General features: G+C 62.1%; 22 protein-coding genes and 1 tRNA gene. 9 read left to right on the forward strand and 14 right to left on the reverse strand.

Translation table 11 applies throughout. The annotated features are described in order from the left end of the window. Positions 1 to 25: 25 nt before the first annotated feature. The 3 genes from pheT to pheS are packed head-to-tail and all read right to left on the reverse strand — an operon-like array spanning position 26 to position 3,923. On the reverse strand, positions 26 to 2,449 hold the full coding sequence (gene pheT, locus ABIE49_RS21835; protein ID WP_192736189.1) for a phenylalanine--tRNA ligase subunit beta: 2,424 nt from the start codon (positions 2,447 to 2,449) through the stop codon (positions 26 to 28). A 5-nt stretch (positions 2,450 to 2,454) separates the two neighbouring features. Next, a complete protein-coding gene (locus ABIE49_RS21840) occupies positions 2,455 to 2,844 on the reverse strand; it encodes an endonuclease domain-containing protein (RefSeq protein ID WP_354066918.1) in 390 nt (129 codons plus the stop codon). Further along, positions 2,841 to 3,923 carry a phenylalanine--tRNA ligase subunit alpha gene (gene pheS / locus ABIE49_RS21845; RefSeq protein ID WP_192736190.1) on the reverse strand — a complete coding sequence of 361 codons (1,083 nt, stop codon included), beginning with the start codon at positions 3,921 to 3,923 and terminating at the stop codon, positions 2,841 to 2,843. Before pheS ends, ABIE49_RS21840 begins: the two co-directional genes overlap by 4 nt. A gap of 144 nt (positions 3,924 to 4,067) precedes the next feature. Between pheS and ABIE49_RS21850 the strand changes: the two genes are divergently transcribed. Beyond that, entirely contained in the window at positions 4,068 to 4,472 is a 405-nt protein-coding gene (locus ABIE49_RS21850; protein WP_192736191.1) for a hypothetical protein, read from the forward strand. A gap of 38 nt (positions 4,473 to 4,510) precedes the next feature. On the opposite strand, the gene rplT is transcribed toward ABIE49_RS21850, so the two are convergent. Further along, positions 4,511 to 4,870: a 50S ribosomal protein L20 gene (gene rplT, locus ABIE49_RS21855; RefSeq protein ID WP_192736192.1), complete on the reverse strand. Its 360-nt coding sequence runs from the start codon at positions 4,868 to 4,870 to the stop codon at positions 4,511 to 4,513. An 80-nt stretch (positions 4,871 to 4,950) separates the two neighbouring features. Continuing rightward, complete coding sequence (rpmI, locus tag ABIE49_RS21860) at positions 4,951 to 5,151, reverse strand: 50S ribosomal protein L35 (RefSeq protein ID WP_008539890.1); 201 nt, start codon at positions 5,149 to 5,151, stop codon at positions 4,951 to 4,953. Between the two features lie 265 nt (positions 5,152 to 5,416). Here rpmI and ABIE49_RS21865 point away from each other — a divergent pair, with 265 nt between their 5' ends. Both ABIE49_RS21865 and ABIE49_RS21870 read left to right on the forward strand, forming a co-directional pair. Beyond that, entirely contained in the window at positions 5,417 to 5,836 is a 420-nt protein-coding gene (locus ABIE49_RS21865; protein WP_192736193.1) for a hypothetical protein, read from the forward strand. A gap of 75 nt (positions 5,837 to 5,911) precedes the next feature. Then, positions 5,912 to 6,901 (forward strand): Gfo/Idh/MocA family protein, encoded by a 990-nt coding sequence (locus ABIE49_RS21870; protein ID WP_192736194.1) that lies wholly within the window; start codon positions 5,912 to 5,914, stop codon positions 6,899 to 6,901. Positions 6,902 to 6,971: 70 nt separating this feature from the next. On the opposite strand, the gene infC is transcribed toward ABIE49_RS21870, so the two are convergent. Continuing rightward, positions 6,972 to 7,511: a translation initiation factor IF-3 gene (gene infC / locus ABIE49_RS21875; protein ID WP_192736529.1), complete on the reverse strand. Its 540-nt coding sequence runs from the start codon at positions 7,509 to 7,511 to the stop codon at positions 6,972 to 6,974. 250 nt (positions 7,512 to 7,761) lie between these two features. Here infC and ABIE49_RS21880 point away from each other — a divergent pair, with 250 nt between their 5' ends. After that, on the forward strand, positions 7,762 to 8,577 hold the full coding sequence (locus ABIE49_RS21880) for an alpha/beta hydrolase (protein ID WP_192736195.1): 816 nt from the start codon (positions 7,762 to 7,764) through the stop codon (positions 8,575 to 8,577). Between the two features lie 141 nt (positions 8,578 to 8,718). Then, positions 8,719 to 9,189 carry a nuclear transport factor 2 family protein gene (locus tag ABIE49_RS21885; protein ID WP_192736196.1) on the forward strand — a complete coding sequence of 157 codons (471 nt, stop codon included), beginning with the start codon at positions 8,719 to 8,721 and terminating at the stop codon, positions 9,187 to 9,189. A gap of 96 nt (positions 9,190 to 9,285) precedes the next feature. Here the strand turns inward: ABIE49_RS21885 and ABIE49_RS21890 are convergent, their stop codons facing one another. From ABIE49_RS21890 to ABIE49_RS21900, 3 genes are read right to left on the reverse strand one after another with little or no spacing between them, the layout of a single operon-like run. Beyond that, positions 9,286 to 10,083, reverse strand: coding sequence for an acyl-CoA thioesterase domain-containing protein (locus ABIE49_RS21890; RefSeq protein WP_192736197.1), 798 nt, complete (start codon positions 10,081 to 10,083; stop codon positions 9,286 to 9,288). Positions 10,084 to 10,117: 34 nt separating this feature from the next. After that, a complete protein-coding gene (queG, locus tag ABIE49_RS21895; RefSeq protein ID WP_192736198.1) occupies positions 10,118 to 11,311 on the reverse strand; it encodes a tRNA epoxyqueuosine(34) reductase QueG in 1,194 nt (397 codons plus the stop codon). Next, entirely contained in the window at positions 11,260 to 11,952 is a 693-nt protein-coding gene (locus ABIE49_RS21900) for a glutathione S-transferase family protein (protein ID WP_192736199.1), read from the reverse strand. Before ABIE49_RS21900 ends, queG begins: the two co-directional genes overlap by 52 nt. 366 nt (positions 11,953 to 12,318) lie before the next feature. Between ABIE49_RS21900 and ABIE49_RS21905 the strand changes: the two genes are divergently transcribed. Beyond that, a complete protein-coding gene (locus ABIE49_RS21905) occupies positions 12,319 to 13,125 on the forward strand; it encodes an undecaprenyl-diphosphate phosphatase (RefSeq protein ID WP_192736200.1) in 807 nt (268 codons plus the stop codon). A 138-nt stretch (positions 13,126 to 13,263) separates the two neighbouring features. On the opposite strand, the gene ABIE49_RS21910 is transcribed toward ABIE49_RS21905, so the two are convergent. Beyond that, positions 13,264 to 14,232, reverse strand: coding sequence for a complex I NDUFA9 subunit family protein (locus ABIE49_RS21910; RefSeq protein ID WP_192736201.1), 969 nt, complete (start codon positions 14,230 to 14,232; stop codon positions 13,264 to 13,266). Between the two features lie 155 nt (positions 14,233 to 14,387). On the opposite strand from ABIE49_RS21910, the gene ABIE49_RS21915 reads away from it, so the two are divergent. After that, positions 14,388 to 14,474 (forward strand) — tRNA-Leu (locus ABIE49_RS21915). Between the two features lie 410 nt (positions 14,475 to 14,884). Next, positions 14,885 to 15,877 carry a PIN domain-containing protein gene (locus tag ABIE49_RS21920; RefSeq protein ID WP_192736202.1) on the forward strand — a complete coding sequence of 331 codons (993 nt, stop codon included), beginning with the start codon at positions 14,885 to 14,887 and terminating at the stop codon, positions 15,875 to 15,877. A gap of 7 nt (positions 15,878 to 15,884) precedes the next feature. Here the strand turns inward: ABIE49_RS21920 and ABIE49_RS21925 are convergent, their stop codons facing one another. Both ABIE49_RS21925 and ABIE49_RS21930 read right to left on the reverse strand, forming a co-directional pair. Then, positions 15,885 to 16,028 (reverse strand): hypothetical protein, encoded by a 144-nt coding sequence (locus ABIE49_RS21925; protein ID WP_192736203.1) that lies wholly within the window; start codon positions 16,026 to 16,028, stop codon positions 15,885 to 15,887. Between the two features lie 2 nt (positions 16,029 to 16,030). Then, complete coding sequence (locus ABIE49_RS21930; RefSeq protein ID WP_192736204.1) at positions 16,031 to 16,225, reverse strand: ribbon-helix-helix protein, CopG family; 195 nt, start codon at positions 16,223 to 16,225, stop codon at positions 16,031 to 16,033. A 205-nt stretch (positions 16,226 to 16,430) separates the two neighbouring features. Here ABIE49_RS21930 and ABIE49_RS21935 point away from each other — a divergent pair, with 205 nt between their 5' ends. Further along, positions 16,431 to 17,045, forward strand: coding sequence for a sce7726 family protein (locus ABIE49_RS21935; protein ID WP_210337281.1), 615 nt, complete (start codon positions 16,431 to 16,433; stop codon positions 17,043 to 17,045). Here the strand turns inward: ABIE49_RS21935 and ABIE49_RS21940 are convergent. Next, a complete protein-coding gene (locus ABIE49_RS21940; RefSeq protein WP_192736205.1) occupies positions 16,957 to 18,048 on the reverse strand; it encodes a beta family protein in 1,092 nt (363 codons plus the stop codon). The two genes, ABIE49_RS21935 and ABIE49_RS21940, sit on opposite strands and share 89 nt — an antisense overlap. Before the next feature lie 417 nt (positions 18,049 to 18,465). Then, positions 18,466 to 19,737, reverse strand: a complete 1,272-nt coding sequence (locus tag ABIE49_RS21945) for an MFS transporter (RefSeq protein WP_192736206.1) — start codon at positions 19,735 to 19,737, stop codon at positions 18,466 to 18,468. Positions 19,738 to 19,794: the final 57 nt, after the last annotated feature.

The following is a 19,794-nucleotide window of genomic DNA, read 5'->3' on the forward strand; positions in this document are numbered from 1 at the left end:
TCCGAACCGCTCACGCCGTTCGGCATCATGCGCGCAAGGTGCCGCCGGTCTTCTTGGTGACCTCGGCCACGATCTTCGCCGCCACGGCGTCGATCTCCTGGTCGGTGAGCGTCTTTTCGCGCGGCTGGATGGTCACGGCGATCGCGACCGACTTCTTGCTCTCATCGATGCCCTTGCCCTCGTAGACGTCGAAGACGGTCACGCCCGTGATCAGCTTCTTGTCGACACCCTGCGCGGCGCGCACGATATCGCCCGCCTTGACGGCGCGGTCGACGATGAAGGCAAAATCGCGCGACACCGGCTGGAACGCGGAAAGTTCAAGCACGGGCTTGGCGCGGGTCGGCTTCTGCTTGGCGTCGGGAACGCGATCGAGGATCACTTCGAACGCGATCAGCGGCCCGTCGGCGCCGAGCGCCTCCAGCGTGCGCGGATGCAGCTCGCCGAAATAGCCGAGCACGTTTTGCGGACCGATCTGGATGGTGCCGGAACGTCCCGGATGCAGCCAGCTCGCACCACCAGGTACGATCTGCAGCGCCTGCATCGGCGCGCCTGCGGCCGCGAGCACCGCAAACGCGTCGGCCTTGGCGTCGAGCGCATCGACCTCCGCCGAGCCGGACCAGTGCCGCCCCATGCCCTTTGCAGAGGCAAAGCCGTGGCGCACGCCGGACGCCGCGACCAGCTGGTCTTCCGGCTTGTCGCCCTTGAACACCTGGCCGACCTCAAACAGCGCGACATCGGACGAGCCGCGATTGGCATTGGCCTGCGCGGCGGCGATCAGGCCGGGCAGCAGGCTCGGCCGCATGTCGGAGAGGTCCGATGCGATCGGATTGGCGAGCGCGAGCTCGGCCTGTCCGCCGCCGAACAATTCGGCCGCAGGTTTCGAAATGAACGACCACGTCACGGCCTCGACCATGCCGCGGGCGGCCAGCGCGCGCTTGGCGCGGCGGGTGCGGAGCTGGATCGTGGTGAGCACCGGCTTGCGCGGCGCGTCACCGCGCTCGAACGGCGTCATCGGCACCTTGTCGACGCCGACGATGCGCACGATCTCCTCCACGATATCGGCCTTGCCTCCGATATCCGTGCGCCAGGAGGGCACAGCGATCTTCACGATTGGACCGCTGCCGGCCACCATGAAGCCGAGATGGCTGAGGATGCGCTTCATCTCGACCAGCGGCACCTCGATGGCGGCGAGGCGCTTGACCTCGCTGAGCGGAAAGTCGATCACGCGGTCTTCGCCGAACGGGTTGCCGACGACGACGTTCTCCGACGGCGTGCCGCCGCACAGTTCCATCACCATTTTGGTCGCGAGCTCGAGCCCGGGCACCATGAACGCCGGATCGACGCCGCGTTCGAAGCGATAGCGCGCGTCCGAATTGACGCCGAGCTTGCGGCCGGTCTGCGCGATATTGATCTCGTTCCACAGCGCCGATTCGATCAGTACGTCGGTGGTGTTCTCGTCGCAGCCGGAGGCTTCGCCGCCCATGATGCCGGCCAGTGACTCCACGCCGTGCTCGTCCGCGATCACGCAGATACCGGGATCGAGCGCGTAGGTGCGGCCGTCGAGTGCCACCAGGCTCTCGCCGTCGCGCGCGCGGCGCACGGTGAGATTGCCCGTCACCTTCTTGGCGTCGAACACATGCAGCGGCCGGGCGCGGTCGTAGGTCATGAAGTTGGTGATATCGACCAGCGCGTTGATCGGACGCAATCCGATCGAGGTCAGCCGCTTCTGCAGCCATTCCGGCGACGGGCCGTTCTTGACGCCGCGCACCAACCGCAGCGCAAAGCCCGGGCACAGCGTTGCGTCTTCTACCGTCACCGTCACCGGGCAGGGGAACTCGCCCTTGATCGGGCGGATACCGGGATCCCTGAACTTGCCCATGTCGGCGGCGGAAAGATCGCGGGCGATGCCGTGCACGCCGGTGCAATCCTGCCGGTTCGGCGTCAGGTTGATCTCGATCATGGGATCGCCGAGCCCGGCCCATTGCGCGTAGGGCGCACCGACGGGCGCATCGGCCGGCAGCTCCATGATGCCGTCATGGTCTTCGGAAATCTGCAGCTCGGCCGCCGAGCACAGCATGCCGCGGCTCTCGACGCCTCTGATGGTGCCGACGCCGAGCGTGATGTTCTTGCCGGGAATGAACGTGCCGGGTGGAGAGAACACGCTGATCAGGCCGGCGCGCGCGTTCGGCGCGCCGCAGACCACCTGCACCGGAGCGCCCAAGCCTTGTTCGTTTTTTGCGCCGGTGTCGACCATGCAGACGCGCAGGCGATCCGCATTCGGATGCTGCTCGGCCGAAATCACCCGCGCAATCGAGAACGGCGAAAGCTGCTTGGCCTTGTCCTCGATCTGCTCGACCTCAAGCCCGATCATGGTGAGCTTGTCGGCGAGCTTTTCCAGCGGCTCGTCGGTGTCGAGATGTTCCTTCAGCCAGGAGAGCGTGAATTTCATGGCTGCTATTTCTCCACGCGGATGGTCTGCTCCCTCTCCCGCTTGCGGGGGAGGGTTGGGGTGGGGGCTCTCTCCGCAATGGCAGTGGCGATTGTTTCGAGAACACCGACGCGATTTGTCATCACGTCGTGGTTGCTGAATCGGAGGACCTTGAAGCCTCTCGCTTCGATAACGGCTGAGCGTGCGGCATCAGCCTGCTCGGCTTGATCTGAAAAATGCTGCCCGCCATCGAGCTCGACCACCAGCTTTGATGTATGACAGGCGAAGTCGGCGATGTAGTTCTTGATCGGCACTTGGCGCCGGAAGCCTATGCCGTTCAGCTTGTGATCGCGCAGTTCAGACCAGAGCATGCGTTCAGCATCGGTGGAATTCTTTCGGAGTTCGCGCGCGCTCACGTGCTCAATCCCCCCGCCAGCGTCGGGATGTCGAGGGGCTTGAAGCCGTAATGGTTGAGCCAGCGGACGTCGCTATCGAACAGCTGACGGAGATCGGACATGCCATACTTGAGCATCGCGATGCGATCGATGCCCATGCCCCAGGCAAAGCCCTGATAGACGTCGGGATCGATGCCGCAGGCGCGCAGCACGTTCGGATGCACCATGCCGCAGCCGAGAATCTCCAGCCAGTCCTCGCCTTCGCCGAACCGGATTTCACCCTTGTCGCGCCGGCACTGGATGTCGACCTCGAGCGAGGGCTCCGTGAACGGGAAGAACGACGGGCGGAACCGCATGTTGATGTGGTCGACCTCGAAGAACGCCTTGCAGAACTCATGCAGGATCCATTTGAGGTGGCCGAGATGAGATCCCTTGTCGATGACGAGGCCTTCGACCTGATGGAACTGCGGCGTATGCGTCGCGTCGGAGTCGATGCGATAGGTGCGACCGGGGCAGACCACGCGAATCGGCGGCTTCTGGTTCAGCATGGTGCGCACCTGCACCGGCGAGGTGTGGGTGCGGAGCAGCATGCGCGAATTGTCCTGCTTCGGGTTGAAGAAGAACGTGTCGTGCATCTCCCGCGCCGGATGGCCTTCGGGGAAATTCAATTTGGTGAAGTTGTAATCGTCGGTCTCGATATCGGGACCTTCGGCGATCGAAAATCCCATGTCGGCGAAAATGACGTTGACCTCTTCGAACACCTGACTCAGCGGATGGATGCGGCCCTGCTCGGCCACCGCGTCGCGCAGCGGCAGCGTGACGTCGATGGTCTCGGAAGCGAGGCGGGCGTCGAGGGCTGCCGATTTCAGGATATCGCGGCGCGCGGTCAGCGCCTGCGTGACCTTGTCCTTGGCGACGTTGATCGCGGCGCCCTGGGTCTTGCGCTCGTCCGGCGACATTTTGCCGAGCGTTGCCAGCAGCGCCGAGATCGATCCCTTCTTGCCGAGCGCGGCAACGCGCACCGCTTCGAGCGCGGCTTCGTCGGCGGCGGTAGCGATATCGGTGAGGATGGTCTGTTCGAGTGTGGTGAGGTCGGACACGGTCAAATCTCTTTCGCAAAAGGCCGCCGGTTGTCGCCGCTCCCGGGCTAAAACGTCAAGCAAAAAGCCCGTAACTGGAGCAGGCGGCATTGAACCCTCGATCCCGCACGCTCTACTCACGGGGAGTTCGAGAAGGAGCAATTGATGCGTTTTGGACCTGGGGTGGCCGTTCTGGCCCTCGTTCTGTCGTTTGCCGCACCCGCCGCCGCCGAGGACTGTCCGGCGAAGTCGAGGGACGACGTCTTGACCGCGATGAAGGCGGCGAGTTGCAACCGTGCCATGCAAATCGCCTCGGCCTGCTCAGGCGGGGCCACCGGTGACGTTGGGCTCACCGATGCGGTTGAAGAGAGATGCGAGGGCGACTTCCTCGCCCGCCTCAAGGCGCAGCAGAAAAAGGCCTATCAGCGCGAAAAGGATGCCTGCGACCGCAAGTTCAGCCACGAAGAGGGAACGATGTATATTTCGTTCGCGGCGTTCTGCCGGGCGAAAGTCGCCCAGCGCTACTCGCAGCGAGCGCTGAGAGCCGCGAGCCCTGCACGGGCTCGCTGACAGCTCAAGTCGGGTGCCTTTTCAGGTACCTTGGAACCTCAGGCTGCGAGCGCAGCCTTGGCCTTTTCAGCGATCGCCTGGAACGCCGCCGGCTCGGTGATGGCGAGATCCGACAGCACCTTGCGGTCTACCGTGATGCCCGACTTCGAGAGGCCGTTGATAAAGACGCTGTAGGTCATGCCGAACGGGCGGACCGCGGCATTGATGCGCTGGATCCAGAGCGCGCGGAACGTGCGCTTCTTGCGCTTGCGGTCACGGAAGGCATATTGCCCGGCCTTTTCGACCGCGGCCTTGGCGGCGCGGATGGTGTTCTTGCGGCGGCCGGAAAAGCCCTTGGCGGCCTTGTAGACTTTCTTGTGCTTGGCGTGAGAGGTCACACCGCGTTTGACGCGAGACATGACTGCTATCCTTAAAATCTGAAATCAGGTGACGGATTGCCGCGCGCACGCGGCCGGCTAAATCGGAAATGCGAGCGCGATCAGGCGTTCGGCAAGAAGTACTTCTTGACGTTGTCGCCGTCGGTCTTGAACAGCACGCGCGTGCCGCGGAGCTGACGAATCTGCTTCTTCGTCCGCTTGATCATGCCGTGGCGCTTGCCGCGCTGGGCGTGCATCACTTTGCCGGTGGCAGTCACCTTGAAGCGCTTTTTAGCGCCTGACTTGGTCTTCAGCTTGGGCATTTGGCTCTCCTATGGCCACAGGAAAACGCGCCCCGAGGGGCGCTTCTGCGGCTTAAAATGCTCGTTAGAGCGTTGAAAGTGCTCAGGTTTTTTCGAAAACGAAACCACCCGCACGGGGTCATCGACACGGCAGCCCTTAATCAGCCGGGCGATGAAGGCTGGGCTTATGGCAGACCAGACGCATGTTTGCAACGTTGAACCGGTAAACCCTGTGCTGTGACGAAGTCGTTGATGTGATCCCAGTCTCAGCCGAAACAGGACCAAAATGACCAGATTTCATCGTTCCATTTCCCGCTTCCCCACCTTTTCCCACTTTTCGACCCTGCGCTGGCTCCCCGTGTTCGCGGTGCTTGCCGTGACCGCGGTGCCCTCCACCGCCGACGCGGCCAGAGCCTCGGGCGCCTACAACGGCACCTGGAACGTGGTGTTCGCTACCACCCGGGGCAATTGCAGCTCCGGCTACAGCGTCCCGTTCCAGGTGATGGGAACCCGGGTGTCATCGGCAGGCGGGGGCAGGGTCTCCGGCTCGATCAGCCGTGGCGGCGCGGTTGCCGTCAATGTGTCGGTTGGCGCATCCAAGGCCAGCGGCGGCGGTCGGCTCGCCGGCACCAGCGGCGCCGGCTCATGGAGCGGCATCATCACCGGCGATCGCTGCAGCGGCACCTGGCAGGCCACGCGCAGCTGATTTTTGCCGTATCCGCCGCATTGGCTGTAACTTGATGGCACGCGCGAAAGACGCGGCTCGATCAAGGGACGTCTGATGCTGGGAGTAGGTATTCTGGGCGCCGGATTTTTCGGCGCCTTTCATGCGCGCGCGATTGCGGCCGTTCCGGATGTCAGCATCGTCGCGGTGTGCGCTGAGGAACTGGCGCTCGCCGAAGTTTTCGCCGCCGAACATGGCGGCAGGCCATATGGCGATTGGCGCGCGATGCTGGGCGACAAGTCGGTCGACGCCGTCGCGATCACGGCCCCGCATCATTTGCATTGCGAGCTGGCGGTGGCTGCGCTGCAGGCCGGCAAGCACGTATTACTGGAAAAGCCGATGGCGCTGTCGGTCGCCGAATGCAGCCGCATCATTGCGGCGGCCGAAACCGGCCGGCGCAAACTGATGGTCGGGCAGATCATGCATTTCGTGTGGCCCTGCCTCGTCGCGCGCGAAATCCTGGATCGCGGAGAACTCGGCAGGCCCGTCACAGGGTCGAGTTCACTGCAGAAAATCTGGATGGAGCAGAACCGCCGTGGCTGGCACCTCGATCCCTCAACCGGCGGCGGCATGCTGCTGACCGCCGGGATCCATGCGCTGGACCAGCTGATCTGGCTGATGAATGGCCGGGTCGGGTCGGTTTCGGCCGCGGTCAGCACGTCGTTTCACGATCAAAAAGCCGATGACAGCGCCATGATGCTGCTGCGCTTTACCGACGGCCGATTCGCCCAGGTGGCCAGCATCGGCTTCCGGGACGGCGGCGGAACCTTCGATCTCGACCTCGTCTGCGAGCGCGGAACGCTGCGGATCGACTTCGATCGCGGGGTTGCCATCGGACAGAATGGAAAGTGGACGGACGTTCCGAATTCCCATGATCCCGCGTGGATGCAGAACGCCGTCGTCAGGGAATGGCAGGCGATGGCGGCGGCGATCGTTCATGACACGGATGTGCCGGTTACCGGCGCCTACGGCCGGCACATCATTGCGTGCATCGATGCCGCCATGATTTCGGGCCGCGAACGCCGGGATGTGGAAGTCGAAGCGTGACGCCAATTGAAAACGCCCCCGGAGCAACTCCGAGGGCGTGTTTCGCTATCGATTGAACGCGTTTCGCCGATCAGCGCGGCGCCAGTACCATCACGACCTGGCGGCCTTCGAATCGCGCGTCCTGCTCGACCTTGGCGAACTCGGCGACGTCGGCCTTGACCTTGTCCAAGAGCTTGGTGCCGATCTCCTGGTGGGCCATCTCGCGGCCGCGGTAGCGCAGGGTGATCTTGACCTTGTCGCCTTCCTCGAAGAACCGCTGCATCGCGCGCATCTTCACGTCGTAATCGTGATCGTCGATCATCGGCCGCAGCTTGATCTCCTTGATCTCGACGACCTTCTGCTTCTTGCGGGCTTCAGCGGCTTTTTTCTGCGCGGAATATTTGAACTTCCCGTAGTCCATGATCTTGCAAACGGGAGGATTATTGTTCGGCGAAATCTCGACAAGATCCATGCCCGCTTCAAGGGCCATCTTGACGGCTACCACGGTCTCGACCGTTCCGTGGTTGGTGCCGTTCTGATCGATCAGCTGGATCTGCGCGTTGCGGATTTCATCATTGGTGCGCGGCCCGTCTTTGGCTGCAGCGGGCGGGGCTCTGTTGGGACGGCGAATGGGTAATTCTCCAATGCTGTGAAGGAAGGCTATATTTTGAAGCAATACGCGGCGCTGAGCAAGCGAACTCGCTGTCTGCGCTCGAAAACCGTCAAATGCGAGGCATTTTGGTCACGCCCGGCAAATATAGCGCAACGGCACGTTCTGCAAGGACAGCCCGATATTGTGCCTGTGGGTTTGCCGGCCTTGACCGGTGGTTGACCCAAGAAGTGGGCTCGCCGACAAAGCAGCGGGCAAGGGTAGCGAATCCATGACCAATTCAGCGGTAAACGATCAGGAACCGGCCTTCATCGAGGTGGGTAGCGGCGAGGACAAGCGCAAAATCGCGGTGCGGGCCCGGGCTGGAGGTGCTCCCGGCCTGATCTGGCTGGGTGGGTTCAACTCCGACATGAAGGGCACCAAGGCGCTGGCGCTGGATGCCTGGGCCGCCGAACAGGGCCGCGCCTGCGTCCGGTTCGACTATTCCGGCCATGGCGAATCTGGTGGCGCCTTCATCGACGGCACCATCGGGCGCTGGCTGGAGGAGAGCGTTGCCGTGTTCGCGCGGTTTTGTCGCGGCCCCCAGGTCGTGATCGGCTCGTCGATGGGGGGCTGGATGGCGTTGCTGCTGGCGCGCGAGATTGCAAAGCGGGAAGCGAGCCAGGCGGCATCGCAAGCGAGCCAGGCGAGCTTGGCGGGACTGGTGCTGATCGCACCGGCGCCCGACTTCACCGAGCAGTTGATGTGGAACAACTTTACGCCCGAAATTCAGCAGGAGATCCAGGCCAAGGGTGTCTGGATGCGGCCGTCGCAATATGGTGATGGCGCGCCCTACCCGATCACGCGCGCGCTGATCGAGGACGGCCGCAACCACCTTCTGCTCGGCAGCGCCATCGAGGTCGGTTGCCCCGTCCGCATCCTGCAGGGCGCGCAGGATCCTGACGTCCCGTGGCAGCACGCCTTCGCATTGGCGCACCGGCTGCCGAGCGAGGACGTGGTGCTGACCATGATCCAGGACGGCGATCACCGCCTGTCGCGACCGCAGGACATCGCCCGGATGATCGCCGCCGTGGCGGAGATCGGGTAATTTTTCGTCTCCACCCGTGGTGTCATCGTCCGCGCAGGCGGACGATTCAGTACGCCGTGACATCTCGATTCATCACGCGCTCTCTGGAATACTGGATGCCCCGCCTTCGCGGGGCATGACAACGGCCGGGAGAGAACCCCCATGAACACATCGGAGCTGCTGCGCGCGTTCTGCGATCGCGTCGAACAGCACAACGGCAAGGCGTTCGCCGAATTGTTCACCGAAGACGGCGTCTATCACGACGTGTTCTACGGCGCGTTCGCCGGCCGCGCCAAAATCGCCGAGTTGATCGACGACTGGTTCTATCGCACGGCCACCGATTTTCGCTGGGACATGCACAGCCCCGTCAGCGACGGCCAGACACTCTATGCGCGCTATACGTTCAGCTACCGCTCGACCCTGCCGGAGGCCAGGGGCGCGCGGGCGATGTTCGAGGGCGTTTCGATCATGCGGCTGCGCGACGGCAGGATTCTCGAATACCACGAGGTCGCCAACACCGCGCCGGCTTTCGTCCAGCTGAATTTTGCGCCGGAGCGGATTGCCAAGATCGTCGCCAAGCAGGGCGCGGCGCTGAAGGCGCGGCCCGAGATGGCGCGGCATTTGGTGGAGTGACGGCGCAGACGTCATTCCGGGGCGATGCAAAGCATCGAACCCGGAATCTCGAGGTTCCGGGTTCATCGCTGCGCGATGCCCCGGAACGACGAAGAATTACGGCGGCGGCACGTTCGTCATCGGCTTCTTCTGCGCCAGTGCGGCCACCGTAGAAGTGCCGATCGGGCCTTTTTCGTCATAGAGCCAGCACTCGCCGATAGCGACGCCGTCGCTGGCGTGATGGTTGACGACGTCAAAGCCGATCCATCGGCTCACCGGCAGGCGGTGCAGATACAATGTGACGTCGCTGTTGATGTAGCCGAGGCCCTTATCGCCGGCATTGGCAAACGGGCTCGCAAAATCCGCGCCGGTGGCGACATGGACGAAGGGCGACATCGGCACGCCCTCGACCAGCTCGCGCACCTCGCTCATCCATAGCCGCCGCGGGCCGAGCGAGCCCATGTGGCCTGTGATCGGCCTTGTCGTCCATTTGCCGTTCATGCCGAGCTTTGGGTCGGTCGGCGCCGGGATTGCTTCGGGCAGCGGCGCGTCCCAGTTCGACGGCGACCAGACATTGCCCGGCGCATTTTCCGTCCGGCGCAACAACTGGCAGGAAGCGCGTGCCATGCGGGTGGTACCGGAGAAAAACTCGGCTTCCACCACCTTGATCCGCAGGCCCTCGCGGACCAGCCGCGTGGTGACCTCCACCGGCGTGTGGATGTCCGGCAGGCGGAACATGTCGACCGTCAGTCGTGCCGGCACGAACTCGTCGGAGCCGTGACGCTCCTCGATCACATGGGCCAGAAGACCGACCACGACACGACCATGCATCGAGGTCGGATTCCATGGACCGTTCGAAACCGGATTGGGGATGAAGGCGTCGCCGTTCTTGGCGAAAAATGGCTGGTTTGTCATGACCGGCGAACATGACGGAAACCGCGCGATAAAATCAAGCGGGCAGGGCGCAATCCATCCATTCCGCGCGAACAGTCGCGTCGGTCTCGCCGGCCGTGGCGCGGCTCGCCAGTTCGGCAAAGGCCGCAGGTGGCATCAGCTGCGACAGCGCCCAGGCCGCCGCGCCCCGCACCAGCGCGCTTTCGTCGTCAAGCAGTCGTTCAGCCTCATGCGCGAGTGAGGCATCGCCGGAGTTGCCGACCGCAATCAGCACATTGCGAATGAAGCGGTCGCGGCCGATGCGCTTGACCGGCGATTTCGCAAACAGCGCGCGAAACGCGCCGTCGTCGAGCCGGGCCAATTCCGAAAGTGCCGGCGCACGCAACTCCGCGCGGGCAGCTAGTCTTGTTTCGCGCCCCTGTTGCGCGAACTTGTTCCACGGGCATATTGCGAGGCAATCGTCGCAGCCATAGATGCGGTTGCCGATTGCCTTGCGGAACTCGCGCGGGATCGGGCCCTTGTTCTCGATCGTGAGATAGGAAATGCAGCGGCGCGCATCGAGCTTGTAGGGCGCCGGGAATGCCGCGGTCGGGCAGATGTCCTGGCACGCGCGGCAGGAGCCGCAACGATCGGCGTCCGCCTCGTCGCGCGGCAGGTCGGAGGCGGTGTAGATCGCGCCGAGAAACAGCCATGATCCAAACTCGCGCGACACCAGATTGGTGTGCTTGCCCTGCCAGCCCAATCCAGCCGCCTGCGCCAGCGGCTTTTCCATCACGGCCGCGGTATCGACGAACACTTTGACTTCGTCGCCCGACATCGCGACCAGCCATCGCGCCAGCGCCTTGAGGCGCTTCTTGATCAAATCGTGATAGTCGTCACCTTGCGCATAGACCGAGATCGCGCCGCGCGAGCGCTGTTCGAGAATGTGCAGCGGATTTTCATCCGGCCCGTAATTGACGCCGAGCATGATCACCGAGCGCACGCCGGGCCACAACACGCGCGGATCGGTACGGCGCTCGGGGCTGGCGGCGAGCCAGTCCATGTCGCCATGGGCGCCGGTCTGAAGGAATTCACGAAAATGCATGCCGGCCTGCGCGATCGCTTCGGGACCGGTGACGCCGATGCCATCGAAGCCGAGCGCGCGCGCTTCATGCGCCAGCGCGGCCTTGAGGTCCTCGCCGGAGAGTTTGACCTTGTTCAGAAGTCGAGGTCCACGTAGCTCTGCGACGCCGGCACGCCGGCCAGCCATTCGCTCAGCAACGGGCGGAACGACGGGCGGGATTTCACCCGCGCGTACCACGCCTTTGCCGCGTCGTCCTCGCTCCATGGCACGTCGCCCAGATAATCGATCGCCGAAAGATGCGCCGCGGCGGCGAGGTCCGCGTAGGTCAGCCGGTCGCCGGCAAGGAAGTTCCGGGTCTGCGCCAGCCAGCCGATATAGGCCAGATGATAGCGCACATTGACCTTGGCCGCGCGGATCACGTCAGCCGCCGGGGCGCCGCCGCCATTCTCCTCGCTCATGAAGCGCTTGTAGATCCGCTCGGTCACCAGCGGATTGGAGGCCTCCTCGAAAAATTTCTCGTTGAACCATGCCATCAGGCGGCGCACCTCGATGCGCTCGCCCATCGAGATCGGCAGCATCCGCCGCTCGTCGGCGCTGGGGCCATGCACCTCATCGAGATATTCGGCGATGATGCCGACGCCGGGTATCGCGGGATAACCTTCGGCGATCAGGACCGGCGTGGTGCCCGCGGGGTTGAGCGCGAGAAACGCCTCGCGACGTTCCCAGACCCGTTCTTCCACCAGGCGCAAATCGAGGCCGTGTTCGCCGAGGATCAGGCGAATGAAACGCGAATGCGGGCAGAACGGATGATGGTGCAGCGTGTACATGAAGTCCTTGAATTGGTCCTTGGATCAGGAAGCCTCGGGGTTAGTTCGCAGGCGCTTAAAAAACCCTCAATCTCTTTAAGGCCGCGTCATCAAACGGAGACACTAGAGCCTATTCGGGTCTCGATTGAAATCAGAAGGGAGGCCGCAATCTCTTGTTTCGACGCGTTTTCCTGCCGCAGATAAGTTTACCAATCTGCGTAAGGCAGATTGCTGTGCGATCCGACCTCGGTTCGCTCGAAACGCTATAGCCGAGCCTGCATACGAGGCAACCGGTGTTTGCCGTTTTTTTGCGATTGCGAGATGGGTTCGAATAGGCGAGAAGGGCGCGGCTTTTTCGGCTGGATTTCGATCGGAACGGACCCAATCATGATGTCAGATGCAGTGCGGGCGGTGATTCTCGGCATCATCGAGGGTGTGACGGAATTCATACCGGTTTCCTCGACCGGCCATCTGCTGCTGGCGCAACGCTTCTTCGGCCTTGGTGAGGGCGCTTTCTGGCAGAGTTTTGTCGTGCTGATTCAGCTCGGCGCGATTCTCGCGATCGTGGTGCTCTACTTCAGCAAATTATGGCGGGTCGCGCTCGGGATGTTCTCCAATCCCGACGACCGGCGCTTCGTCATCGGTGTGCTGGTGGCGTTCCTGCCGGCGGTGATCGTGGGCCTGATTGGCGGCAAGTACATCAAGGAACTTTTGTTCAATCCGTGGGTGGTGTGTTTCTCCCTGATCGTCGGTGGCGCAGTCCTGTTGTGGGTCGATCAGCTCGAACTCAAACCGCACGAGGACGACGCCACGCGGTATCCGCTGATGATGTATCTGTGGATCGGCATCGCGCAGTGCGTGGCGATGATTCCCGGTGTGTCGCGCTCCGGCGCCAGCATCGTGGCGGCGATGTTGCTCGGCGGTGACAAGCGGTCGGCGGCGGAATTTTCGTTCTTCCTGGCGATCCCGACCATGATCGGTGCGTTCGCCTATGATTTCTACAAGAACCGCGGCGAGATGACGACCGACCACATCGGCGTCGTCGCGATCGGCTTCGTGGTCTCCTTCATCACCGCGATGATCGTGGTGAAGACCTTTTTGACGTACGTCACGCGCCACGGCTTCACGTTTTTCGCGTGGTGGCGCGTGATCGCCGGCACGGTCGGCCTGATCGCGCTGGCGCTGGGCAGATAATTTATCCGTGGGTCGTCCCGGCGAAGGCCGGGACCCATACACCGCGGCCGGTATTGTTGAAAAAGGAAGACAACGACCAGCGTCTGCAACCCATTTCCGCCGGTGGTTATGGGTCCCGGCCTTCGCCGGGACGACTAGTTACACGGCCTTCCTCTGGAACTGGCCGGCGGCGCGGAAGCGCCAGAGGTATTGCGGGGCGATCGCTTCCATCGAATCGGGCGCGATGCCGAGCCCTTCCAGAGTCAGCCCTGCGGCCTTCGCCGCGTCCGACACCACATTGTCCGAGCGCAGCATGGCGACCTGGTCCGGCGTCAGTTTCAGCGCGCCCGGTGCGAATTGCAGGAACAGCGCGTTCAGCTTCGCCAGGCCGAACGGCAACGAAACCAGCGCACGTTTACGTTCGGTGATGCTAAGAATGATTTCCATGATCTCGCGCATGGTCAGCACTTCCGGCCCGCCGAGCTCATAGGTCGCGCCTGGCTTTGCCCTGCCATCGACGGCCTCCGCGACCGCGGTCGCAACGTCGCCGACATAGGCCGGCTGCATCCGCGTCTCGCCGCCGCCGATCAGCGGCAGCGCCGGCGACATCCGGGCGAGCGCGGCAAAACGGTTGGTGAATTGATCCTCGGGGCCGAACATCAGCGACGGCCGCAGGATGGTGGCGGAGGGCACGGCCGCCAGTACGGCCTGTTCGCCGGCGGCCTTGGAGCGGCCGTAGCCCGACGGCGAGTTTTCGTCGGCGCCGATCGCGGAGACATGCACCATCCGCCCGCCGGCGGCCGCAACCGCCTTGGCGATCGTCTCGGGGCCCTTGGCCTGAACGGCGTCAAAGGACTGCGCGCCGCCCTCGGCCAGGATGCCAACCAGATTGATCGCGACCTGCGCGTCCCGCATCGCGGCCTCGACCGAGGCCGGATAGCGCAAATTGGCCTGCACGGCGTGGATCTGGCCGACCCTGCCGAGCGGCTGCAGATGCCCGGCCAGCTCTGGCCGCCGCACCGCCACCCGGATGCGATAATCGCGCTTGGCCAGCGCCCGGACCACGTTTCGCCCCAGAAAGCCCGATCCGCCGAAGATCGTGACGAGCGTTTCCTGGTTCGATGCCATGGCGTCCATTCCTGCGGGTCTGCGGTCAAATTCGAGAGATCGTGGGCACATTTAGCGGATTCGCGATACGCCAACCCGCCGTCGCTGTACAGCGTATTTGGGTCGCAATTCATCAATTTGACAAGCGCGCGACTGATCCTTATCAACCCGCCCGGGCCCAGGTGGTGGAATTGGTAGACGCGCTGGCTTCAGGTGCCAGTGGCTTAACGGCCGTGAAGGTTCGAGTCCTTTCCTGGGCACCATTTGCCCATGCCCATGAATCGCTAATGCGGGCCGGTCGGACCGCAGACCGGTCACACTTGGCCGGCCGAGGGCTCCCGCCTTGCTCCGGGACGGCCCGTGGGGGCTTGGCCCAAACGGGCCTATTCCCGCTATCGATCTGAACCTGCGCCACCAAGAAACAATTTCCACGCCTTGTCGAAATACGACTGGCGCTCCTGCATCGACGAGAGTGGCTTGAATCCAAACATGGCTCAGCTCTCTCAAACGAAGTGCGACAGGTCGATCCGGCTTGGATCGGGCCCGTAATATTCGAGGTTGTGAGTGTGGCCGGTTCGAATGTTGGTCCCCCTGAGGCGCTAAACTTCTGCGCGAACTCTTGAAAAGCGCTCGCGTATGCCCTTCACTGCCGATCGACCAAACGAGTCGTCACATGATCACGCTCTTTATCGATACAAACGTCCTGCTATCGTTTTATCACCTGACTAGCGAGGACATTGAAGAGCTGAAGAAGCTTGTCGCGTTGGTTAAGAACAAAGAGATCAGTCTCATAGTTCCGAAGCAAGTTGAGGACGAGTTTTGGCGCAATCGCGGTGGCAAGATTTCCGATGCAATGAAGAAACTGAGGGAGGCGAGATTCAATGCGTCCTTCCCGGCATTCTCGAAGGACTACGGGGAATACGATGAACTTCGCACCCTGTTGAAGAAGGCTGACAAGCTGCATGCTGAGCTGGTCAGCAAGATAATGGCCGATGCGAAGGATACGTCTCTAAAGGCGGATGAGGTCGTAACGGGCCTTTTCAAAAAAGCGACGAAGCCCGAGTTCGATGACGATCACTATTTGAATGCGCTAAGACGCGTTCGACTCGGCAATCCCCCGGGGAAGAACGAGAGCCTTGGCGACGCCGTGAATTGGGAAACCTTACTGGTGACGGTGGATAAGGGGACCGATCTCTACCTTGTGTCGGAGGACAAAGATTATCGGTCGCAGCTATCCGAAGGCGTATTCAATGAGTTCCTACGGGAGGAATGGGAGACGAAAAAGAAGTCGTCGCTGATCTACTATTCGAAGATCTCCGACTTCTTTAAGGACTGCTTCCCGGACATTAAGATCGCCAGCCAGGTCGAGGCCGATCTCGCTATTAATCGCTTGAGCAATAGCGGCAGTTTCGCGTCTACGCACGTGTGTATCGGGAAGCTCGACACGTTCGATCAGTTCACCATTGCTCAGGTGGAGCGGCTCGTCAAAATTCCCGGACAGAATGCGCAAGTCGGCTGGATCATCGACGACACCGACGTTCACGAGTTTTATGCAAAGCTGCTCGACAAGTATGGTGGCGGTCTGAAGGACGGCGACTACGAACTCCTCAAGGAGCTTGTCGAGAAAGGTAAGCCGGAGCCGGAAGAAGACGATCCGCTCGCTTAGGCCGGGCTCATGGCCGCACCGTCGCAGCGCTGGTTTCAAATCTGAGTCCGGACTGACTGATCTCCAACCTGTAGCCGTAGCTGACAGCGAGCACAGCCAGGATGACGACCACTGCAGCCAAGAGCAGATTGTTGGGGTTGAGCTGTTGCATGCTCAATCGCCCTTTATGTCTGCCAGCCAGTAGGGACGCCGCGTGACGGTTTTCCCGTCCTCGACATATTCCTCGACCAGCGAGCGGATGGCGCGAGCTACGACCTGCGAGCGGCTTTCCCCAAACCGGGCACAGGCGAGGTCAAGCGACTGAAGTTCCGCCTCGGATAGCCGGAATGATATGACTTGCTTGCTCATAGCCCCAGCCTACATGGCACTAGTAAACACCACGTTAAGAACGTAATACGCCACCTGTGGCGAAATAGACTCTCGCGCAGGGTTTTTGACCATGATGACCACCGCTCTGTGGCCAACGTCGCCAGTCGCGCATTACACTTTGACCATGCCTTCTGCCTCAACACAGCGGACAACTCCTGACGGCCCGGCGAAGGGCGGGACCAGAATGCGAGACCGCGAGGTGCGGCAGGCGCTTCACAACCGTGTGCTGCGCGAGCATCATGGACAACCCAATACGCTGGTGCTTGACGAACTCGGGTTGCGGCACGGGACCGTCCGCGTGGACATAGCCGTCGTCAACGGCTTCCTGCACGGCTACGAGATCAAGAGCGATGCCGACACCTTGGCTCGGCTGCCCACCCAAGTGGACGTCTACAGCAAGGTGCTTGACCGGGCGACGCTCGTGGTCGGCGAACGGCATGTTGAAAAAGCCAAGCTGTACGTGCCCGAGTGGTGGGGCATCAAGGTCGTGTGCAGCGGACCGCGCGGGGGCATCGACTTCGAGACAGCACGGTCGATCCAGATGAACCCGGCCATCGATGCGCTGGCTTTGGCTGAGTTGCTTTGGCGAGACGAACTTGTCGCGCTCCTCCAGAAGAGCGGAGCCTCGGCGAAATTTCTCAGGCAGCCGAGAGGAGCTCTCTACAAGCACCTCGTCGAGATCATGCCGCTCCATGAGCTGAGGGTCACTATCAGGCAGCAACTGAAAGCCCGTGAGCGATGGCGAGGTCAGAGACCACCTTCGTCAGGTGATGATTCGTTGACACCCAGACCCACGTAGAGAGATTGCCGGTCGTCACCTTGCCGGCCGCGCAGTCGGCGATATACGCATCTCCCGCCGAGAAGCCTGCGCCTGCAAAGAACGGCTGAGCGACCAGATTGGCGCACATCGTCTGGAACTGTCCAAACCCATGGGTGCGGACCTGTGCCCCTTTCTCGTAATACCAGTGGTCGGTGACGGTGTAGCGCATCTTCGCGAACGGCTTGACCAACCTCATGTCCAACTCGACCGGATCGGGGTGGGCCACGGCATAGTCACCGAATGCGGGAATTCGACCAAGAGGCCCCAGCGTGGGCAAGAGCGCGCGATATGATTGCCATTCCATGCGCGGGATGAAGGAGGGCGACTGCATGCCCGCCACCGTCGCGGGATAAGACGTTCCGGCAATGGTGATGGTGCGCCACCGATTGAGAGCAGGCACCTTCGACATCAAGGTCTGCATGATGGTCACGAAGACCGTCATCGGGACGTAGCTCTGCGATTCAAGATCGATAACGAGGTCGCAATCTCCCCACCCATCAGCGGCCGGGCGGAGCAAATTCTCGATATCGGTTCCGAGGTTAGGCCTGTCGAAGTCGGTCAGATACAACCGCAGGCAGACCCCATGGCGGTCTTGCCTCGCGACGTTGGCCACGGCCGCGACATATGCGGGGTCGCTATTGAAGCTAACGACAGGGATTGCAACGCAGCCCTCGGCGCGGGCGGTTTCGAAGAGCACCTCGACGCAGTGCTTGCCTCCAGCGCACAGGGGACTCGTGGCAACATACTTGAGATCAACGAAGCAGGGACGCGCCTGCCACTTGGACTTCAGCCGCTTCCCGAAGTCGCCGATGTGGGCATCGAGCGTTTCCTTTTTCGTCTGCGTTTCGAAGTCGAATCCGACAGGCGGAATTTCGAGGAGTGGCGTGATCTTAGCCTTCACCGGATCAGTTAGCCGGCTCAGCGCTTGATACTCACCCATCTTCCACTTCAGAATGGGCACGTAGTGATTGTGGTTGAACATCGAAATCTCCGATAGCCGCACAGCTAGCACCGACCTGATTCTCAAGCCGACATACTGCCACATAATTTGATAGAATCGGAGTACAAGTGCCCGTTTTGCGGAATTATTTTGGTGCGTTTCAAGATTGTGTAACAATGTCTCGACGGCATCATGAAAATACGATACGAATCAATTACTTGCAGGTCAAACCAGCGAGTCCTTTCCTGGGCACCATTTGCCCAAGCCCAAGAGATCGCTGAATGGCGGACCGGCTGGTCCGCAGACCGCGTGCCGACCCTGGCCCCTTTCCTTGCATGGGGTTGTTTTCGCGATATTGCGTCTCGGCTTGCCACGCAGCGTCGTATCCGCTGCTCGGACAATGATCTGAATGCCCCAGCCCACGCTGCACGATCGCTGTCGCCGGCCGACGCCCAAACCTCAGACCATGCGCCGGGTGGTCTGATTCGCGACCGACCTCTGCACGAAATACATCATGATCAGCGAGAGGATCGAGGTCGCGACCACGACGTATCCCAGCCAGTCGAAATGCCGGAGCGTGCCGTCCGGGTTTTGCGCGATGATCGCTGCGGCGAACACTGACCCGAGCCCGCCGGAGAGTTGCTGCAGGGAAGCGCTGACCGCGCTGAACGAGCCGCGCTGGCTGGCGTCGGGTATCGCTGAAATCAGCGCCTGCGACGGGATCATGCGTGAAAAGATGCCGACGAACATCAGGACGTTGACGACGATCGCGGTTGTCAAACTGACGTGGCCGAGATGCGTATAGATCAGCACCATGACCACCGAAACGGCGCTGCCGAATGCAAAGGTCGGGAATTTTCCGAAAGCGTCACTCGCCCGTCCGACCAGCGGCCCGATGAAAATGCTGAAAACGCCGGAAACCAGATAGATGGTTGGAAGATGCAGGATATCGATGCCGAGATTATGCACGGTGAAGGCGCTGCCGAACGGCATCAGCATGAAGCCGCCGGTCGACAGCAGCGTCGTCACCGCGAAAGCCAGCGTATAGCGCGGCTGTCCGATGGTCGCGATCAGGTGCCGGAACGCGTTCCTGTCCTGCTTTAGTTGGAGATGCGCGTTCACCGGCCGCATCACGAGCAGGATCGCGGCCATCGCGACGAGTGACAGGCCGACGATCGCGCCGAAAGAGACGTGCCAGCCCCAGTGGTTCGCGAGAAAAAGTCCGGCCGGAATGCCGAGCACCTGGCTGGCGGCGAAGGCGGTTTGTACGAAACCCATCACACGGCCGCGCAGGTGTAGCGGAAACAGATCAGTGACGATCGCGAGCACCACGGCGCCAATCACGCCGCCGAACAGTCCGGTCACGATCCGGCCGAGCAGAAGCAAATGATAGTTCGGCGCCACCGCGCAAAGCAGCGTGCCCAACGTGAAGCCGGCATAGAAAAACAGCAGCAGGCGTTTGCGATCGAATCGATCGGCGAAGCCGGCCGCAAGGATGCCCGAAATGCCGGCGCTGAACGCGTAGGCCGAAACCGCCACGCCGAATTGCCCGGCGGTAATATCGAGCGCGGGCATCAGGATGGCGCCGAGCGGCGACATGATGATGAAGTCGAGAATGATCGTGAACTGCGCGAACGCCAGCAGCGCAATGAGAAATGACTGGTAGCGCGAAAAGCCGCGCTCCTGCTCCGGTTGTTCCTCGGTTGGCGCCGCCGCGGTCTGTTCGGTCATGACATTCTTTCGTCGGGAGCGATGCCGTGCGGCGCGCCGGACGGACGCCGCATGGCC

The sequence above is a fragment of the Bradyrhizobium sp. OAE829 genome, from assembly GCF_040546575.1.
GTDB lineage: Bacteria > Pseudomonadota > Alphaproteobacteria > Rhizobiales > Xanthobacteraceae > Bradyrhizobium.

What these genes read in the sequence shown, in the direction of transcription:
- pheT (WP_192736189.1), bottom strand. Translation starts at nt 2,449, where the DNA reads ATGAAATTCACGCTCTCCTGGCTGAAGGAACATCTCGACACCGACGAG.
- ABIE49_RS21850 (WP_192736191.1), top strand. Translation starts at nt 4,068, where the DNA reads ATGCGTTTTGGACCTGGGGTGGCCGTTCTGGCCCTCGTTCTGTCGTTT.
- rplT (WP_192736192.1), bottom strand. Translation starts at nt 4,870, where the DNA reads ATGTCTCGCGTCAAACGCGGTGTGACCTCTCACGCCAAGCACAAGAAA.
- rpmI (WP_008539890.1), bottom strand. Translation starts at nt 5,151, where the DNA reads ATGCCCAAGCTGAAGACCAAGTCAGGCGCTAAAAAGCGCTTCAAGGTG.
- ABIE49_RS21865 (WP_192736193.1), top strand. Translation starts at nt 5,417, where the DNA reads ATGACCAGATTTCATCGTTCCATTTCCCGCTTCCCCACCTTTTCCCAC.
- ABIE49_RS21870 (WP_192736194.1), top strand. Translation starts at nt 5,912, where the DNA reads ATGCTGGGAGTAGGTATTCTGGGCGCCGGATTTTTCGGCGCCTTTCAT.
- ABIE49_RS21880 (WP_192736195.1), top strand. Translation starts at nt 7,762, where the DNA reads ATGACCAATTCAGCGGTAAACGATCAGGAACCGGCCTTCATCGAGGTG.
- ABIE49_RS21885 (WP_192736196.1), top strand. Translation starts at nt 8,719, where the DNA reads ATGAACACATCGGAGCTGCTGCGCGCGTTCTGCGATCGCGTCGAACAG.
- ABIE49_RS21890 (WP_192736197.1), bottom strand. Translation starts at nt 10,083, where the DNA reads ATGACAAACCAGCCATTTTTCGCCAAGAACGGCGACGCCTTCATCCCC.
- queG (WP_192736198.1), bottom strand. Translation starts at nt 11,311, where the DNA reads ATGGCTGGCCGGCGTGCCGGCGTCGCAGAGCTACGTGGACCTCGACTT.
- ABIE49_RS21900 (WP_192736199.1), bottom strand. Translation starts at nt 11,952, where the DNA reads ATGTACACGCTGCACCATCATCCGTTCTGCCCGCATTCGCGTTTCATT.
- ABIE49_RS21905 (WP_192736200.1), top strand. Translation starts at nt 12,319, where the DNA reads ATGATGTCAGATGCAGTGCGGGCGGTGATTCTCGGCATCATCGAGGGT.
- ABIE49_RS21910 (WP_192736201.1), bottom strand. Translation starts at nt 14,232, where the DNA reads ATGGCATCGAACCAGGAAACGCTCGTCACGATCTTCGGCGGATCGGGC.
- ABIE49_RS21920 (WP_192736202.1), top strand. Translation starts at nt 14,885, where the DNA reads ATGATCACGCTCTTTATCGATACAAACGTCCTGCTATCGTTTTATCAC.
- ABIE49_RS21925 (WP_192736203.1), bottom strand. Translation starts at nt 16,028, where the DNA reads ATGCAACAGCTCAACCCCAACAATCTGCTCTTGGCTGCAGTGGTCGTC.
- ABIE49_RS21930 (WP_192736204.1), bottom strand. Translation starts at nt 16,225, where the DNA reads ATGAGCAAGCAAGTCATATCATTCCGGCTATCCGAGGCGGAACTTCAG.
- ABIE49_RS21935 (WP_210337281.1), top strand. Translation starts at nt 16,431, where the DNA reads ATGCGAGACCGCGAGGTGCGGCAGGCGCTTCACAACCGTGTGCTGCGC.
- ABIE49_RS21940 (WP_192736205.1), bottom strand. Translation starts at nt 18,048, where the DNA reads ATGTTCAACCACAATCACTACGTGCCCATTCTGAAGTGGAAGATGGGT.
- ABIE49_RS21945 (WP_192736206.1), bottom strand. Translation starts at nt 19,737, where the DNA reads ATGACCGAACAGACCGCGGCGGCGCCAACCGAGGAACAACCGGAGCAG.